The sequence below is a fragment of the Pseudomonas sp. R5(2019) genome (assembly GCF_009905435.1).
GTDB lineage: Bacteria > Pseudomonadota > Gammaproteobacteria > Pseudomonadales > Pseudomonadaceae > Aquipseudomonas.
Map to the genome: position 1 here is coordinate 1 of NZ_JAAAMT010000027.1, position 16212 is coordinate 16212.

18 protein-coding genes are annotated in these 16212 nt (G+C 60.6%); 10 read left to right on the forward strand and 8 right to left on the reverse strand.

Features of this window, described 5'->3' with window-relative positions; translation table 11 throughout:
* Window positions 1-136 precede the first annotated feature (136 nt).
* Window positions 137-487 carry a hypothetical protein gene (locus GUY40_RS17435; RefSeq protein ID WP_166570154.1) on the forward strand — a complete coding sequence of 117 codons (351 nt, stop codon included), beginning with the start codon at window positions 137-139 and terminating at the stop codon, window positions 485-487.
* A gap of 27 nt (window positions 488-514) precedes the next feature.
* Here GUY40_RS17435 and GUY40_RS17440 read toward each other — a convergent pair whose 3' ends face one another.
* The 3 genes from GUY40_RS17440 to galU all read right to left on the reverse strand — a co-directional run bounded on the left by GUY40_RS17440 (window position 515) and on the right by galU (window position 4015).
* Window positions 515-1600, reverse strand: coding sequence for a DUF1615 domain-containing protein (locus GUY40_RS17440; protein WP_166570219.1), 1086 nt, complete (start codon window positions 1598-1600; stop codon window positions 515-517).
* A gap of 10 nt (window positions 1601-1610) precedes the next feature.
* Window positions 1611-2966: a glutathione-disulfide reductase gene (gene gorA, locus GUY40_RS17445; protein ID WP_166570155.1), complete on the reverse strand. Its 1356-nt coding sequence runs from the start codon at window positions 2964-2966 to the stop codon at window positions 1611-1613.
* 209 nt (window positions 2967-3175) lie between these two features.
* Window positions 3176-4015: a UTP--glucose-1-phosphate uridylyltransferase GalU gene (galU, locus tag GUY40_RS17450; RefSeq protein ID WP_166570156.1), complete on the reverse strand. Its 840-nt coding sequence runs from the start codon at window positions 4013-4015 to the stop codon at window positions 3176-3178.
* A gap of 240 nt (window positions 4016-4255) precedes the next feature.
* Here galU and GUY40_RS17455 point away from each other — a divergent pair, with 240 nt between their 5' ends.
* A complete protein-coding gene (locus GUY40_RS17455; RefSeq protein ID WP_166570157.1) occupies window positions 4256-4540 on the forward strand; it encodes a hypothetical protein in 285 nt (94 codons plus the stop codon).
* Window positions 4541-4689: 149 nt separating this feature from the next.
* Here the strand turns inward: GUY40_RS17455 and sohB are convergent, their stop codons facing one another.
* A complete protein-coding gene (sohB, locus tag GUY40_RS17460; protein WP_166570158.1) occupies window positions 4690-5718 on the reverse strand; it encodes a protease SohB in 1029 nt (342 codons plus the stop codon).
* A gap of 210 nt (window positions 5719-5928) precedes the next feature.
* Here sohB and GUY40_RS17465 point away from each other — a divergent pair, with 210 nt between their 5' ends.
* The 4 genes from GUY40_RS17465 to GUY40_RS17480 all read left to right on the forward strand — a co-directional run bounded on the left by GUY40_RS17465 (window position 5929) and on the right by GUY40_RS17480 (window position 9058).
* The gene (locus GUY40_RS17465; protein WP_166570159.1) at window positions 5929-6639 is read left to right on the forward strand and encodes a histidine phosphatase family protein; all 711 of its coding nucleotides are present in this window, start codon (window positions 5929-5931) and stop codon (window positions 6637-6639) included.
* A gap of 54 nt (window positions 6640-6693) precedes the next feature.
* Window positions 6694-7011 carry an SCP2 sterol-binding domain-containing protein gene (locus tag GUY40_RS17470; protein ID WP_166570160.1) on the forward strand — a complete coding sequence of 106 codons (318 nt, stop codon included), beginning with the start codon at window positions 6694-6696 and terminating at the stop codon, window positions 7009-7011.
* Between the two features lie 186 nt (window positions 7012-7197).
* Window positions 7198-8265, forward strand: a complete 1068-nt coding sequence (locus GUY40_RS17475; RefSeq protein WP_166570161.1) for a phosphotransferase family protein — start codon at window positions 7198-7200, stop codon at window positions 8263-8265.
* A 25-nt stretch (window positions 8266-8290) separates the two neighbouring features.
* Window positions 8291-9058: an SDR family oxidoreductase gene (locus GUY40_RS17480; protein ID WP_166570162.1), complete on the forward strand. Its 768-nt coding sequence runs from the start codon at window positions 8291-8293 to the stop codon at window positions 9056-9058.
* Window positions 9059-9136: 78 nt separating this feature from the next.
* On the opposite strand, the gene GUY40_RS17485 is transcribed toward GUY40_RS17480, so the two are convergent.
* Window positions 9137-10351, reverse strand: a complete 1215-nt coding sequence (locus GUY40_RS17485) for a sugar MFS transporter (RefSeq protein ID WP_256675784.1) — start codon at window positions 10349-10351, stop codon at window positions 9137-9139.
* Window positions 10352-10731: 380 nt separating this feature from the next.
* Window positions 10732-11934, reverse strand: coding sequence for a CynX/NimT family MFS transporter (locus tag GUY40_RS17490; protein ID WP_166570164.1), 1203 nt, complete (start codon window positions 11932-11934; stop codon window positions 10732-10734).
* Window positions 11935-12035: 101 nt separating this feature from the next.
* Here GUY40_RS17490 and GUY40_RS17495 point away from each other — a divergent pair, with 101 nt between their 5' ends.
* Together GUY40_RS17495 and GUY40_RS17500 are read left to right on the forward strand one after the other, a co-directional pair.
* Window positions 12036-12887, forward strand: coding sequence for a LysR substrate-binding domain-containing protein (locus GUY40_RS17495; RefSeq protein ID WP_166570165.1), 852 nt, complete (start codon window positions 12036-12038; stop codon window positions 12885-12887).
* Window positions 12888-13081: 194 nt separating this feature from the next.
* The gene (locus GUY40_RS17500; RefSeq protein WP_166570166.1) at window positions 13082-13894 is read left to right on the forward strand and encodes a class I SAM-dependent methyltransferase; all 813 of its coding nucleotides are present in this window, start codon (window positions 13082-13084) and stop codon (window positions 13892-13894) included.
* A gap of 9 nt (window positions 13895-13903) precedes the next feature.
* Here GUY40_RS17500 and GUY40_RS17505 read toward each other — a convergent pair whose 3' ends face one another.
* Entirely contained in the window at window positions 13904-14098 is a 195-nt protein-coding gene (locus tag GUY40_RS17505; protein WP_166570167.1) for a hypothetical protein, read from the reverse strand.
* Between the two features lie 142 nt (window positions 14099-14240).
* Between GUY40_RS17505 and GUY40_RS17510 the strand changes: the two genes are divergently transcribed.
* Together GUY40_RS17510 and GUY40_RS17515 are read left to right on the forward strand one after the other, a co-directional pair.
* Entirely contained in the window at window positions 14241-14876 is a 636-nt protein-coding gene (locus GUY40_RS17510; protein ID WP_166570168.1) for a hypothetical protein, read from the forward strand.
* A gap of 34 nt (window positions 14877-14910) precedes the next feature.
* Complete coding sequence (locus GUY40_RS17515; RefSeq protein WP_166570169.1) at window positions 14911-15516, forward strand: metalloregulator ArsR/SmtB family transcription factor; 606 nt, start codon at window positions 14911-14913, stop codon at window positions 15514-15516.
* Window positions 15517-15522: 6 nt separating this feature from the next.
* Here the strand turns inward: GUY40_RS17515 and GUY40_RS17520 are convergent, their stop codons facing one another.
* Window positions 15523-16131: a LysE family translocator gene (locus GUY40_RS17520; protein ID WP_166570170.1), complete on the reverse strand. Its 609-nt coding sequence runs from the start codon at window positions 16129-16131 to the stop codon at window positions 15523-15525.
* Window positions 16132-16212 lie beyond the last annotated feature (81 nt).

The following is a 16212-nucleotide window of genomic DNA, read 5'->3' on the forward strand; positions in this document are numbered from 1 at the left end:
TGTGAACGGTTCAGATATTGCCGGGGGCCGCTGTGCGGCCCATCGCAGGCTAGCCTTGCTCCTACACGGTCGAACAACGCGGGAGTAGAGTGATAGACCTTGGGGAAACACGGTGAATCACATCTAAGGTGTCGCCATGTCCAAACTCGCAGTGCTGATGCTTGTCTCCGTAAGCTGCTTGAGCGACTCGTGCGGTGTGTCTGCCCAATCCGCTTTTGACGCCATGGACGGTTGGTACAACTCAAATACCGTCGTCTATTACGGCCAGTCGCGATCGCTGTACGGCGGGCCACAGTCGCTGCGCTCACCGCCCCTCCAGCCCTATATTTCCAGCGCACCCGCCACTTTTATCCCGGTCGCCAACGCGCATGAGTTTGCCGACTCGCGCCTGCCGGTGGTGGTCGACAAGCGCCCGCGAGTGCTGATTCGCACCTATGACCCCAGCCTCGGCGTCTATATCGACACTGAGGTCCGTGACCCTCGTTGAAGTGCCACTGCTCGCTGAGCGTCTTCTCTAACGGGCGCGGGCCAGGCAACGCACACGCCGGTCGTCGACGCGCTTGGCAAACCAGGCCGTGGTCAACCGCCGGGTGATTTTCGGGCTCTCCAGTTTGATCACCGGCAGCATCTGCCGTGGCAAGGGCTTGCGCTCGGCCTTGTCGGCCAGGGCAAACACCCGCTCGTACAGGGTGGTGTCGGCAAAGTCGGCCAAATCCCCCTCTTCCAACTGTCGACGAATCGTCCAGTTGCTCATGTCCATGCGCTTGCCCAATGTGCGTACCGCCAACTCGGTCGCCCCCGGCAATGCCGAGCCATGCAAAATCAGGTCGCCATCCAGTTCCAACGCAATACCCGAGGCGCGGCTGACGGCATTCTGGAAGGCGGCATTACGACTGGCGTACCAACCGACATTGAAATCAGCGAAGCGGTAGATCGATTTATCGTAGGGTGCCGCATAGCCCAACAAGTGCAGGATGCCGAAATACAGGCCGCCGCGACGGGTAAAGACTTCCTGCCGAATCGTGCCTTGCACCGGATACGGGTAGCCTTGGGCATGCTTTTCGGCAAAGGCGATGCTCACTTGCATGGGGCCGCCGGTCTGCACCGGATTGAGGCTGCCAAACAAGGTCTGCCCCAGCGGCGCCATGCCGATAAAGTCGTCGAACATCTTGCTCAACTCCTTCTCGCTGCGCACGCTGTCGAGCCGTTGGTTGTAGGTCTTGCCGTCCGGCGAACGCAGTTGCAAGGCGCCGCGCACCAACAGGTCAGGTACGTGCATCTTGGCTGCGCGGCGGTCGATTTCCTGGCGGGCGATGCGTGGCAACCCGGGCACTTTGGGGTCGGCCTGGAAGGTCGACTCCTGTTCAGTGACCGCCACAACCGAGCAGAGGTTCTCCTTGCTCGGTTTCAGGCTTTGCGCCGCGAACGCCGCATAGATATCGGTGGCCCAGCCCTGACGGTCGGACGCCTGGGACGGCAGCAGGCGCACAATCAGCTTGCGCACCTCATCCGGGGTCGGCTCGGGCGCTTCCTGGCGCAACGAGCCGCAGCCGGCCAGCACCACAAAGGCGGTCAGGGCGGTGAGCCGCAGCGCAGTGATGCTCACGGCGTCAGGCCACAGGCGTGCGTAAAGTCACGAACTCTTCCGCCGCGGTCGGGTGCACACCGATGGTTTCATCGAACAGCTGCTTCGTCGCACCGGCCTTGAGCGCAATGGCCAGGCCCTGAACGATCTCGCCAGCATCCGGACCAACCATATGGCAACCCAGCACCTTGTCGGATTTCTTGTCGACCACCAGCTTCATCAGCGTGCGTTCCTGGCACTCGGTGAGGGTCAGCTTCATCGGCCGGAAACGGCTTTCGAACAGCACCACGTCGTGGCCCTGCTCCCGCGCCTGCTCCTCGGTCAAGCCGACGGTACCAATCGGCGGCTGGCTGAACACGGCCGTCGGGATGTGCAGGTAATCGACCTTGCGGTACTGCTCGGGTTGGAACAACCGGCGGGCCACCGCCATGCCTTCGGCCAGCGCCACGGGGGTGAGCTGCACCCGACCAATCACGTCGCCGATGGCCAGGATCGACGGTTCAGCGGTTTCGTATTGGTCGTTGACCTCGACAAAGCCGCGCTCGTCGAATCTCACGCCAGTGTGTTCCAGGCCCAGGTTGTCGAGCATCGGCCGACGCCCGGTGGCATAGAAGACGCAGTCGGTTTCAAGGCTGCGGCCGTCCTTGAGTGTGACCTTCAGGCTGCCGTCTGCCTGCTTGTCAATGCGCTGGATATCGGCATTGAACTGCAGGTCCATGCCGCGTTTGGTCAGTTCTTCCTGCAGGTGTTTGCGCACCGAAATATCGAAGCCGCGCAGGAACAATTCACGGCGGTAGAGCAAGGTGGTTTCGGCACCAAGGCCTTCGAAGATGCCGGCGAATTCCACGGCGATATAACCGCCGCCGACCACGATCACGCGCTTGGGCAGCGTCTTGAGGAAGAATGCCTCGTTGGAGCTGATGGCATGCTCGCGTCCCGGAATCTCGGGAATCTGCGGCCAGCCGCCGGTGGCGATCAGAATTTTTTTAGCAGTGAAGCGCTGGCCATTGACTTCAACCTGGTGCGGGTCGATCAGGCGGGCATGGCCTTCGTGCAGGGTAACGCCGCTGTTGACCAGCAGATTGCGGTAGATGCCGTTGAGGCGTTCGATCTCACGGTTTTTGTTGGCGATCAGCGTTGCCCAGTCAAAGCCCGCTTCATCCAGCGACCAGCCAAAGCCCTTGGCGTGCTCGAAGTCATCGGCAAAGTGGGCGCCATAGACCAGCAACTTTTTCGGCACGCAGCCGACGTTTACACAGGTACCGCCCAGATAGCGGCTTTCGGCGACGGCCACTTTGGCGCCGAATCCCGCCGCGAAGCGCGCGGCACGGACACCACCGGAACCGGCGCCGATTACAAACAGGTCAAAATCGTAGGCCATGTCTTTCTCCTTGGCAGGGTTCCAAGCATACCGTTCACATTGCGAAAGGAAACAAAAAAGCCACCCGAAGGTGGCTCAGATCGAAGCCAAACCCCGTAGGAGCAAGGCTTGCCTGCGATGAAGGCGCTGCGGTTTCTCAGGAGAATCGCGTCATCGTTCATCGCGGGCGAGCCCGGCTCCTACGGTTGGATGCAGCAGCATCCGAGTAATCAGTAGGCCTTGCCGGTTTTGTAGAAGTTTTCGAAGCAGAAGTTGGTCGCGTCGATGTAGCCTTCAGCGCCACCGCAGTCGAAACGCTTGCCCTTGAATTTGTAGGCCATAACGCAGCCGTTCTGGGCCTGCTTCATCAGGGCGTCGGTGATCTGGATTTCACCGCCCTTGCCTGGCTCGGTTTGTTCGATCAGGTCGAAGATGTCCGGGGTCAGGATGTAGCGACCGATAATGGCCAGGTTCGATGGTGCATCTTCCGGTTTTGGCTTCTCGACCATGCTGTGCACGCGGTAGATGTCGTCACGGATCATCTCGCCGGCGATCACACCGTACTTGTTGGTTTCCTGCGGATCGACTTCCTGAATGGCGACGATCGAGCAGCGGAACTGCTTGTACAGCTTGACCATCTGGGTCAGGACGCCGTCGTCGTCCAGGTTGACGCACAGGTCGTCCGCCAGCACCACGGCGAACGGTTCGTCGCCGATCAATGGACGGCCGGTCAGGATCGCGTGGCCCAGGCCTTTCATTTCGGTCTGACGGGTGTAGGAGAACGAGCACTCGTCCAGCAGGCGACGGATGCCGACCAGGTATTTTTCCTTGTCGGTGCCCTTGATCTGGTTTTCCAGCTCATAGCTGATGTCGAAGTGGTCTTCCAGGGCGCGTTTGCCGCGACCCGTCACGATGGAAATCTCGGTGAGGCCCGCTTCCAGGGCCTCTTCAACGCCATACTGAATCAATGGCTTGTTGACGACCGGCAGCATTTCCTTGGGCATCGCCTTGGTCGCAGGGAGGAAGCGAGTGCCGTATCCGGCGGCAGGGAACAAGCATTTCTTGATCATAAATGTCCTTAACAAGGGCGGTGCTTACGAGATTCGGCGAAGTCTAATCAGCCGGGTCTTGTCTGACAATGCCCGGGATCAAAGCAAATCGATGCCATCATAGAGAAATACGCGAAGGGATAGTTCCCTTAACCACTAAATATTCAAACGGCTGACGAATGCACCGACACGTGCCGCTATACCGGCAGCGGAGGATGCTATAGCATAACGCCACTTCCCCTTCCCTTTACGTGGGTGTCCATGAGCAAATCGCTGGCACTTTTGGTCGTGCTGAGCCTGACGGGTTGCGCAACCGCGTCAACGACCTATTTGAATGACGGCAAGCCGGGGCTGCAGATCGATTGCTCCGGCGAGGCCATGTCCTGGGAAAGTTGCTACGACAAGGCGCAAGCGTCGTGCGCGCCGCACAGTTACGACATCATCGGCACCGACGGCACGCCTGCCCTGAAGGAAAGCGACAAGACGCTGGGGCAGGACGTTGGGAACTACAAGAGCCGTAGCCTGGTGGTGCAGTGCAGAAAGTGATGCTGAACGGGGATTGTGGGAGCGGATTTATCCGCGAATAGCTTCACCACGGTATGTCAGGCGAACCGCGGCAAGGCTATTCGCGGATAAATCCGCTCCCACATCAAGATTCAAATCTGCACTGTGCAAATTGCATAGAGGTACATGCCCTACCAGAACCGCTGCTGGCTCAGTTTGCCCCAGGCCTTGATCACGGCGCCCTCGATCGAATGTGCCACCGCCACGCCCATGCGCTCTTGCAGGCTTTTGCGCTCGGCATAGTGCAGGTGAAACAGCTCCGCCTCACGTGCCCGCTCCGACAGGTATTCATCGCTGGTTTTCAGCTCGTCTACCAGCTGCTTGTTCAGCGCCGCGATCCCCAGCCAGACCTCACCGGTCGCCACTTGGTTGATGTCCAGCTGCGGGCGGTAGTGGGTGACGAAATTCTTGAACAACTCGTGGGTGACTTCCAGATCTTCCTGGAACTTCTCTCGGCCTTTTTCGGTGTTCTCGCCAAACACCGTCAAGGTGCGCTTGTACTCGCCGGCGGTCAGCACTTCAAAGTCGATGTCATGCTTTTTCAGCAGACGATTAACGTTGGGCAACTGCGCCACCACACCGATCGAACCGAGGATGGCAAAGGGTGCGCTGATAATCTTCTCGCCGATGCAGGCCATCATGTAGCCGCCGCTGGCCGCGACCTTGTCGATGCAGACCGTCAACGGAACACCCGCCTGGCGTATGCGCGCCAACTGCGAAGAGGCCAAGCCATAGCTGTGGACCATGCCGCCACCGCTTTCCAGGCGCAGCACCACTTCGTCGCGCGGGGTAGCGAGGGTCAGCAGCGCGGTGATTTCGTGGCGCAGGCTGTCAGTGGCCGAGGCCTTGATATCGCCGTCGAAATCCAGCACGAACACCCGCGACTTGCTGTCGCCCTTCTGGGTTTTCTTCTGTTTTTTCTCGGTCTTGCCCTGTTCCTTGCGCAAGGCCTTGAGCTGATCCTTGTTCAGCAGGGTGCTTTCCAGGCGCTCACGCAAGCCTTTATAGAAGTCGTTGAGGCGGGTCACCTGCAACTGCCCCGATGACTTGCGCCGCCCCTTGGAACGCAGCGAGGCAACGGCGGCCAGCACCACGATGATCGCCACCACCAGGGTCACGATCTTGGCCAGAAAGCTTGCGTATTCAGCAAGAAACTCCACGGTATCTCCTTACAGGCTATGCGCCCCCTATACATTGGGGCAGGTATTGGGCTCCAGCATACCGGCGCAACCAGGGCTCTGCCAGTCATGGGAAATACGCGGCAATCCTGTTCAAACAGTCTTTTCAAACGAGCGTATGTTTTTTCATTGACAGGTCAAGGCCATCCTCATAACCTCGCAAAACCTTCAACGTACCGGGACGACGCGGACGTGGGCAGCATCTATTTCATACGACATGGTCAGGCCTCCTTTGGTGCCGATGACTACGATGTCCTCTCAAGCCTGGGTCAGCATCAAGCGCACGTACTGGGCGAGCACCTGGCCAACCTGGGCCTGCGCCTGGACCGTTGCCTGGCCGGTGGCCTGCGCCGCCAGCAAGACACCGCGCGCCTGGCATTGGCACCGATGCGCGCCGCTGGCCTTGAAATCCCTGTGCTGGAAATCGATGCGGCCTTCAATGAGTTCGATGCCGACGCAGTGATTCGCGCGCTGCTGCCGGGCCTGTTGCCCAGCGAGCCCAACGCGCTTCATATCCTGAAAAATGCCCGCGACAATCGTGGCGAGTTCCAGCGTCTCTTCGCGCTGCTGGTCGCTCGCTGGCACGCCGGTGAGCACGATACGCCCGAATTGGAAAGCTGGCGCGGGTTTGTCGAGCGGGTCCAGGGGGGCCTGGCACGCATTCTCGAGCTCGCCGAATCGAACCACAATATCGCTGTGTTCACCTCCGGCGGCACCATCGCTGCCCTGCTCCACCTGATTACCGGAATGACTGCCGCCCAAGCCTTCGCGCTGAACTGGCAGATCATCAACACCTCGTTGAGCCAGTTCAAGTTTCGTGGCAACGAGGTGGTAATGGCTTCCTTCAACGGCCAGACTCACCTGCAACTGTTGAAGGCCCCGGAACTCATCACCTACCGCTGAGTCCGGCCAATGGCGACCGAAGCGGTCGCTGGAACCCAAGAAAAAGGATCGAACATGACCTCCGTAGCCGATGCCGTTCAAGCAATGAAAACCAAGTTCAACCCAAGCGCTGCTGCCGGTCTGGACCTGGTGTTCGGCTTCAACATTACCGACGAAGACAAGCACTACGCGCTGATTGTCAAGGACGGAACCTGCGACCTGCAGGAAGGTGTAAACCCCGACGCCAACGTGACCCTGGTCATGGACGCCGAAACCCTCAAGGGTATCGTCAGCGGCGAAACCGACGGCATGCAGGCTTTCATGAGCGGCAAGCTGCGCGCCGAAGGCGACATGATGCTGGCCATGAAGCTCAGCGAGCTGTTCCCGGTCTGAGTCGTCCACTGGATGCATGAAAAACCGAAGCCTTCCGCGCTTCGGTTTTTTTTTGCGCCAAGCCTCATCAGGACGGTTGATCGGGCTGCAACACGGTCACCTATAAGAGTGCTTTCGCGCTTGTTGGCGGGTCTGCCGCACATTAGATTGATCAATAATCTCGAGCCACATTCATAAGGGACAAGCATGGCGTTTACTGACCAGTCCACCCGTATCCGTGCCGGCGAAGAGCTTGATGCCGCCCTGATCGATCCGTACCTGAAGGCCCGCATTCCGGGGCTTGCCGGCACGCCGACGATCAGTCAGTTTCCGGGCGGCGCCTCGAACCTGACCTACCTGCTCGAATACCCGGGCCGGGAATTCGTCCTGCGGCGCCCGCCCTTCGGGCACAAGGCCAAATCGGCCCACGACATGGGCCGCGAGTTCCGCATCCTGAACCAGCTCTACAGCGGATTTCCCTATTGCCCCATGGCCTACGTGCACTGCACCGACGAGTCGGTGATCGGCGCCGAATTCTATGTGATGGACCGGGTCAAGGGCGTGATCCTGCGCTCCGACATGCCACCGGAGTTGAACCTGGATGCCCGGCGGACCGAGGCCCTGTGCAAGAGCTTTATCGACACATTGGTCGAACTGCACCAGGTCGACTACAACGCCTGCGGCCTGGCCGACCTGGGCAAGCCCGAAGGCTATGTGCGGCGCCAGATCAGTGGCTGGAGCAACCGCTATGAAAAGGCCCTGACCCCCGACGCCCCCCACTGGGAAGCGGTCAAGGCCTGGCTGGTCGACAAGATGCCGGCCGACCATCCGCGCCCTGCCATCGTCCACAATGACTACCGCTTCGACAACGTGATCCTGGATGCGGCCAACCCGATGAAGATCATCGGCGTACTGGATTGGGAGCTGACCACCCTTGGCGACCCGCTGATGGACCTGGGCAATACCCTCGCCTACTGGATCGAAACCCGGGACCCTGCGCCGGTGCAGCTGATGCGACGCCAGCCCAGCAACGCGCCGGGAATGCTGACCCGCCGCGAGTTTGTCGACTACTACGCCGAGCGCTCGGGGATTGCGATCGATAACTACGACTTCTACTACACCTACGGCCTGTTCCGCCTGGCCGGTATCGTGCAGCAGATCTACTACCGTTTTTACCATGGCCAGACCCAGGACAAGCGCTTCGCGCAGTTCATTCACATGAACAAGCTGCTCGAGCAAATGAGCCTGAACGTCATCGACAAATCCAGCCTTTGATCGGCGATTACAACAAGGAAAAACCATGTCCAAGACGCAGTTGTTCGACCTCGACGGCAAGATCGCTTTCGTCTCCGGCGCCAGCCGGGGTATCGGCGAGGCCATTGCCAGGTTGCTGGCCCAGCAAGGCGCCCATGTCATTGTCTCGAGCCGCAAGCTCGAAGGCTGCCAGCACGTGGCGGACGCCATCATTGCCGACGGCGGCAAAGCCACTGCCATCGCCTGCCACATCGGTGAAATGCAGCAAATCAGCGAAGTATTTGCCGGCATCCGCGAACAGTTCGGCCGACTGGATATCCTGGTCAACAACGCCGCCACCAACCCGCAGTTCTGCAATGTGCTGGACACCGACCTGGGCGCCTTCCAGAAGACCGTCGATGTGAACATTCGTGGCTACTTCTTCATGTCGGTCGAAGCCGGCAAGCTGATGCGTGACCACGGCGGTGGCAGCATCATCAACGTGGCCTCGATCAATGGTGTTTCGCCCGGCGAGTTCCAGGGCATCTACTCGGTGACCAAGGCGGCGGTGATCAACATGACCAAGGTCTTCGCCAAGGAGTGCGCCCAGTTCGGCATCCGTTGCAATGCCTTGCTGCCAGGCCTGACCGACACCAAGTTTGCCTCAGCGCTGGTCAAGAACGATGCGATTCTCAACGTTGCACTGCAGCGCATTGCGCTCAAACGCGTTGCCGCACCGGAGGAAATGGCCGGCGCTGTGCTGTACCTCGCCAGCGATGCTTCCAGCTACACCACAGGTGTGGCGTTGAATGTCGATGGTGGTTTCCTGTCCTGATTGCACCTTTGCGCAGGGGCGGCCGCAGCCGCTTCTGCGCCGTTTTTCATCTCCTGCCCGGCCGCGTGCCAGGGAATGCTAGTGCTTCGGAGCGCGGGCATACCAACCGTAGATTGCGATGCCGGCATAACAGGTCGCTGGCACGCTCAATGCCATCGCGAGCGTCGAGAGGTCGGCCGCATACCCTGTCAATGGCGGAATAAATGCCCCGCCAACAATGGCGCAACAGAACAGGCCCGAACCTTCTGCCGCGCGATGACCAAGCCCTGCGGTCGCAAGGGTAAAGATCGTCGGAAACATGATGGAGTTGAACAGCCCGACGGCCAGCAGCGACCATCCGGCAACAACGCCTTGTGTGGTGGCAGAGATCGTCAACAGCACAATGACTGCCGTGGCGGCAACGGCCAGCAGTTTCCCGGGCGCGAAAGTGCGCATCAGCGCCGAGCCGATAAAGCGGCCAACCAGGGCGCCACCCCAATAGAAGGCAACATGCTTGCCCGCGGCTTCGGCGGGAAGGGCCAGGGTTGTCGGCAGCATGAGGTAGTCGGTGATAAGGCTGCCAATCGTGACTTCGGCACCGACATAGAGAAATATGCAAGCGGTGCCGAGTGCAAAGCGCGGCTGCTTTAGAAGGTCGAGCGCTGCGAGTGGATTGAGACGTTCAGGTCTTGTTGACGGTTGCAGCTCATTTCTTTTCAGCCAGACGATCAAGGCGACCATGCAGATGAAGAGCGTAATGCTTGCATAAGTGTTGCTGATCACGCTGGCTTCCTGCGACAGGAAGGACGTCAGTTCGGCTGGCGACAATGCGGAGGTATCTACCGCATTGAGGGAGCCCAGGATCAGTATGGCACCCAGGTAGGGCGCGACCGTGGTTCCCAGCGAATTGAACGCATGGCCGAGGGTGAGGCGGCCAGGGGCCGTTGCGGCGGTTCCGAGCAGTGAAAGCAGCGGGTTCGCAACGACCTGAACGGTTGTCACGCCAATCGCAAGCACAAAGAGGGCGCCGAGGAAGGCTGGAAACAATGCGGACTGGGTGGCGGGAATGAACAGCAGGCATCCACCCGCCATCAGCAGCAAGCCGAGGACGGCCGCTCTCATGTAGCCGATTCGGGAAATGAGCAGGCCTGCGGGTATGGCGAAAATGAAATAGGCAAAAAAGAATGACGACTGCACAAGCATGGCCTCGGTATAGCTGAGGCTGAAGAGGTGCTTGAGTTTTGGCACCAGGACATCGTTAAGGCTGGTGATGCTGCCGAGGATGAAAAACAGCGCGAACACGTAGGTGCTCATCCGTTGGGCGTGGGGTGTTGCCAAACTGTTGGTGACAGTCGCGCTAGCACTAGCGTTCGTCATCACGGGCTTCCTCTTTCTTGTGATTGTTACTTTCAAGGAAAGCTCTATCGAGCCTCAGGCAGTGAGACAGCGCTATCTTTTGCGGTGAAGTACTCGCCAAAGGAGGGCGCGCTGCTATCTGATTTTTTGTCTGTAGCCGCTACCGCTCACCCAAAGTCCGGGCCAGTCGTTAGAGGGCGCTACCTTAGTGCCTGACTTTTCGTTTGGCAAGCCGCTGGATCTTTTGGAGCGTCGCCACCAGCACCCGGGAAGACTTCCGGGTCAGTGGCGGCTTCGGCGACTTCCTGCTGTCGCTGGGCGATACCAGCACTTCCTGATCAGGTGGGCTCAGCCACCTGGGCCACTGGTATTTGTACCGTCCGATAACTGTCCGGGCTGAACACCCTCGTCAACCCGATCATCGCCAGGCACACGACAACCAACGCCACCCAGGCGCTGACAAAACTCCCGCTCATTTCACGTAACCAGCCACTGAACCACGGCGAAACCGCATTGATGAGAAAGCCGATGCCTTGCACGAAGGCGGCCAGTTGCCCGGCCTCGCGCGGGTCCTTGCGGTGGTCAAGGGTAAGAATCAGGCTCAGGGCGAAACAGGCACCCAGGCCGAAACCGATCAAGGCCACCCACAGCCACGCCAGGTCGCCGGGCAGTCCGATCAGGCCGCAATAACCGACCACCTGGGCCAGCAGACTGATGGTCAAAAGGGCTCGCCGATCCAGACGACGTTGGGCCAACGCCGGCATCCCCAGCGCAGCCAGCACCTGGAAGATCGTCATGAACGCCAGCAGCGATCCGCTTTGCGTGACACTCCAGCCCAGTTGCAGGTAATAAGCCGGCAACCACGCGACCATGCTGGTATAGCCGGCGTTGATCAGGCCGAAATACAGCGCCAGCAACCAGGCCCGCCGTTGCCGATAAACAAAGCTGCCCAACCCGCCATGAGCGCGACCCGTGCGCCGCTCGGCCATCGCCAGCCACAGCGGCAGCGCCAACAGCGCCGGTATCAACCACACCCCCAGGCCCGGCTGCCAATGATCGAAATAGTCGGCCGCCACCGGGCTCAGCAACGCTGCCAGGCCACCGCCGCCCATCAACGCCGCTGAATACACGCCCATGGCCAAGGGCACGCGGGTATTGAAACGGCGCTTGATGACGGCCGGCAACAGCGCCTGGATGAGTGCGACGCCGGCCCCACCCAGCAGCGCAGTCCCCAGCAACACGGCGCTCTGGCCGAAGCACCAACGCAGCAGGCAGGCCAGGAAGATAAACCACAGGCCCAGGGCCACGCCGCGTCGCTCCCCCAAAACCGCTTCCAGGCGCACTGACGCCAGCGCCACCAGACCCATGCACATCACCGGCAAGGTGGTCAGCAGCGCTGCGCCCTGGAAGCCCAGGCCAGTGGCGTTGCGGATGTCGACCAGCAGCGGGCTGACAGCGCTCAGAATCGGTCGCAGGTTAAGCCCTATCACCACCAGAAGAATCCAGCTCAACCAGGCCGGGGAAGGTTTGACGTCGCTCATGGGCACCTGCAGCTCTTGAAAACAGGATTATCGCCAGCGCGCAAAGTATTCAGAAATTAAATATAGTCATGCACATCAGTGGATTTAAGAATGGTAGACCTGTGCTGGATCATGCATTGCTTCGCAGTTTCGTCACCGTGGTGGACTCCGGCGGGTTCACTCGCGCGGCCCAGCGCCTGCACCTGACCCAATCGACCGTCAGCCAGCAGCTTCGCCGGCTAGAGGAAAGCCTGGGCTGCCAGCTGCTCGACCGTCGCCAGCGGCATATCGCACCCACCGTCGAAGGAGAACGACTGCTCGGCTACGCCCGGCGCATTCTTGCCCTGCATGAAGAAGCCACTGAAGCGCTCAGCCAACAACCCGGTGCAGGCGTGCTGCGTTTGGGCCTTGCCGAAGACTTTGCCAGTGAGCGCGTGATGCCGTTGCTGGCAGCCTTCGCCCTTGAGTATCCGGGCGTGCGCCTGGAGGTCAGCAGCGGGCTCAGCTCGCAGTTGCAGCGCCTGTATCAGGACGGTGAATTCGATCTACTGCTGATCAAGCAACGCGGCGCCAGCGATGACTGTCTCGCCTCCTGGCCCGAGCCCTTGGCGTGGGTAGACAGCCGCCATCAGCCCGCACTCGGACGCACACCCCTGCCTTTGGTCGCGTTCCCGGCGGGTGGGCTGTACCGCAACGAGATGCTCCACCACCTGGAAGTTGGCGGTTGGCAGTGGCGCATCGGCTATTCCAGTGCCAGCTTGGCCAGCGTATGTGCCGCGGTGGCGGCGGGGCTGGGCATCAGTCTGTTGCCATTGCGGGTCGTCAACCAGGGGCATCGGCTGCTCGGTCCAGAGAGTGGCCTGCCGGATATCCAGGGCGTGCGCTTGGCCTTGTATGCGCGCAGCGGTTTGGACGCTGCCGGCCAACGACTGCTGCAGCGCCTGCAAGCGCTATGCGAGTGCGACCCTGGATGAAATTTCGGACGCTCGGGCAGGCTTTGCCGACGCAAAGACGGGACATGGCCGCCGATCAGGCCGATAGTTTCCACACACGCCGCACCGCCGCGACGTGTCCAGATAACAAAAAACGGAGGGTACTATGCCGAAGTTCCTGATCGAGCGTGAAATCCCCGGCGCAGGCGCGCTGTACCACCGCGGAGTGAGCCGCCATGACTGACACCATTGACCTGGCCGCTATCAAAAGCCGTCAGATGGCCACCTGGGCCAGCGGAGACTACGCCGTGGTCGGCACCACCTTGCAACTGGTCGGCGAACTGCTCGCCGAGGCCTGTGACCTGCGCTGCGATGAATCCGTGCTGGACGTCGCCGCCGGCAACGGCAACGCCACACTGGCCGCGGCCCGACGCGGCTGCAAGGTGACCTCGACCGACTATGTCGCCGCTTTGCTCGAGCGCGGCCAGGAGCGCGCCCGGGCCGAACGCCTGAACGTCACCTTCGAGGTGGCCGATGCCGAAGCCCTGCCTTATGCAGACGGGCAATTTGATGCCGTGCTGTCGACCTTCGGTGTGATGTTCGCACCGGATCAGGCCAAGGCTGCCAGCGAGCTGTTGCGGGTGTGCCGGCCGGGCGGGCGTATTGGCCTGGCCAACTGGACGCCGGAAGGCTTTATCGGGCAGATGTTCAAGACCCTGGGCACGCATATGCCACCCCCACCGGGGCTCAAGCCGCCGTCGCGCTGGGGCGATGAAGCCCAGCTTGAACAATGGTTCAACAAAGACGTTGCACAGCTGGAGGTGACCCGCCGACATTTCAACTTTCGCTATAGGTCAGCGGCGCACTTTGTCGATGTCTTTCGCCAGTGGTACGGGCCGGTGCACAAGGCCTTTGCGACCCTGTCTGCCGAGGCCGGCGCAGCGCTGGAAAAAGACCTGATTGCCCTGCTTGAAGCCCACAATCGGGCTGGCGCGGCGTCGCTGGTGGTGCCCAGCGAGTACCTGGAGGTGATTGTGACCCGCCGTTGATACCGGCGCTTAACCCTGCCCGTCCTGGTCGGGAAAATGGCGGCAGCTTTTGCGCTTGGCCATTTGCTCGGCCGACGGGCGTTCATCGACAAACACCGGCGGGCGATCGGTGTAGATCTCCAGGAACCCCCACTTCAGGTCAGCTTCGGTCTGACCGGGTTTGGGCGGTTCGAACCACCAGACTTCGCGACTGATCAGTGCCATGGGGCTGACCTCTGGCCTTGGACCTTATTCACTATAGCGAAGCGATGGGTGGTGGCCTCGAAACAGCGACGAAGCCATTAACGGCATATTTTTATGCTTTAATTGTTCTTGCAAGCTTATCCACGTCATCGAGGAGACTTCCATGAACATCAAGACATTGGCATTGCTGATGCTGGTCCTGTTCACCAGCCCTGTCTGGAGCCCCGCCAGCCAGGCCATCGGCGCTACCGCCAGCCCCGACTCCGCCGCTTTGACGACCCGCCTGGCCTTGCGCGACCTGTGGGTTGAACACATCATCTGGATTCGCAACTACGTCGTCGCCAACCAGGCCCACCAAGGCGCGCAAGCCGATGCCGCCGCCACGCAAGTCGTCGCCAACGCGACCTCGATCGCCAACAGCCTGGCCCCGCTTTACGGCCAGCCGGCGGCTGATCAATTGCTCAAACTGCTTGCCGGCCACTGGGGCGCCGTCAAACAGTACTGTGATGCGTCCGTCAGCCAGAGTGCCCAAGGCAAGGACAAGGCCGTCAAGGACCTGACCAGCAATGCCAAGGCCATTGCCGCGTTTCTGGCCAGCGCCAACCCGAACCTGCCCCAGGACACGCTGGTGACAATGCTTGCAGCCCATGGTGGTCACCACATCGCGCAAATCGACGAGCTGGCGAAAAAGGACTACGGCGCCGAAGCCAAAACATGGGCAGCGATGCGCTCGCATATCCTGATCCTGGCGGATACTCTGACGGCTGCACTGGTCAAACAGTTTCCAGCCAAGTTCTAGCCACGGATCTGGCTGCCTGTGGGAGAGTCGCCAAATGCTTCAGGGAATGGGTCGTACCCAGCAAGACTTGTTGAGCGCCCTGCTCTACCAGTCCGGCGGCATGAGTATCGATGAATTGGCCCACCACCTGGCCGTGACCCGTACGGCCATCCGCCAACACCTGGCTGCACTGGAGCGCGACGGCCTGGTCGCCCGGGGCGAAACCCGGCCGACCGGGCGGCGCCCTGAGCAGCTATATCAATTGACGGCGCAAGGTCGCGAGCTGTTTCCAAGGCAGTATCAATTGCTTGCGAACCTGTTGATCGGCGAGGTGGCCGAGCTGATCGGCGAAGAGGGGCTGGTCAAGCTGATGCGCAGCCTGGGCCAGAAGCTTGCGGCGAGCATCGACACCGACGAGCTTGACGAAGCCCGGATCGCCGAGCACATGAACCAGGCCGGCTATGAAGCCCAGGTGTTCTTTCGCTCCGGCGGGCAAGCCGAAATCGTCGCCCATAACTGCGTCTTCCATCATCTGGCCAAGGCACACCCGCAGGTCTGCGAGCTCGACCTGGCCCTGATCGGCGCCTTGGGCCATGGCGATGTGGAGCACCTGGAATGCATGCTGCGGGGCGGCCAGGTGTGCCGCTTCCGGATCGTATGAACCGGCTTAGGCGGCAAAGAACAGCGGGTACAGCGACAGCACCAACAGGGCCGCCATCAGCAAATTGAAAACCATCAACCAGCGCGGGTTCTGCAAAACATTTCGCAGGGCGCTGCCAAAACCGGCCCAGACGCACACCGCCGGCATGTTGATCAGCGCAAATACCACGGCAATGGTAATCACGTTGAAGATATAACCCTGGGAGGGCGTGTAGGTGGTGATCGCCCCGACCGCCATGACCCAGGCCTTGGGGTTGACCCATTGGAACGCGGCCGCACCCCAGAAGCCCATGGGCTGGCGGCTGGCAGCCATTTCCGTCGCTAGCGGCCCGGAGGTGGCGATCTTGTAGGCCAGGTACAACAGGTACGCCGCGCCGACATAACGCAGCACTTCATAGGTCATCGGGAAGGCCTTGAACACTTCGCCCAGGCCAAACCCCACGGCCATCACCATCACCATAAAACCAACGCTGATACCCACGGCATGGGGAATGGTGCGGCGAAAGCCGAAGTTGACGCCGGAAGCCAGCAGCATGGTGTTATTGGGCCCCGGTGTGATCGAGGAGACAAACGCAAACAAGGCAAACGCCGAGAGCAGGTTGATGGAGAGCGACATGGTTTCATCCCGAACAATGTGGATACGACTGTCACGACATTATCGGATTGAACACTGATTGCTCCGGTACAGTTTCCAACT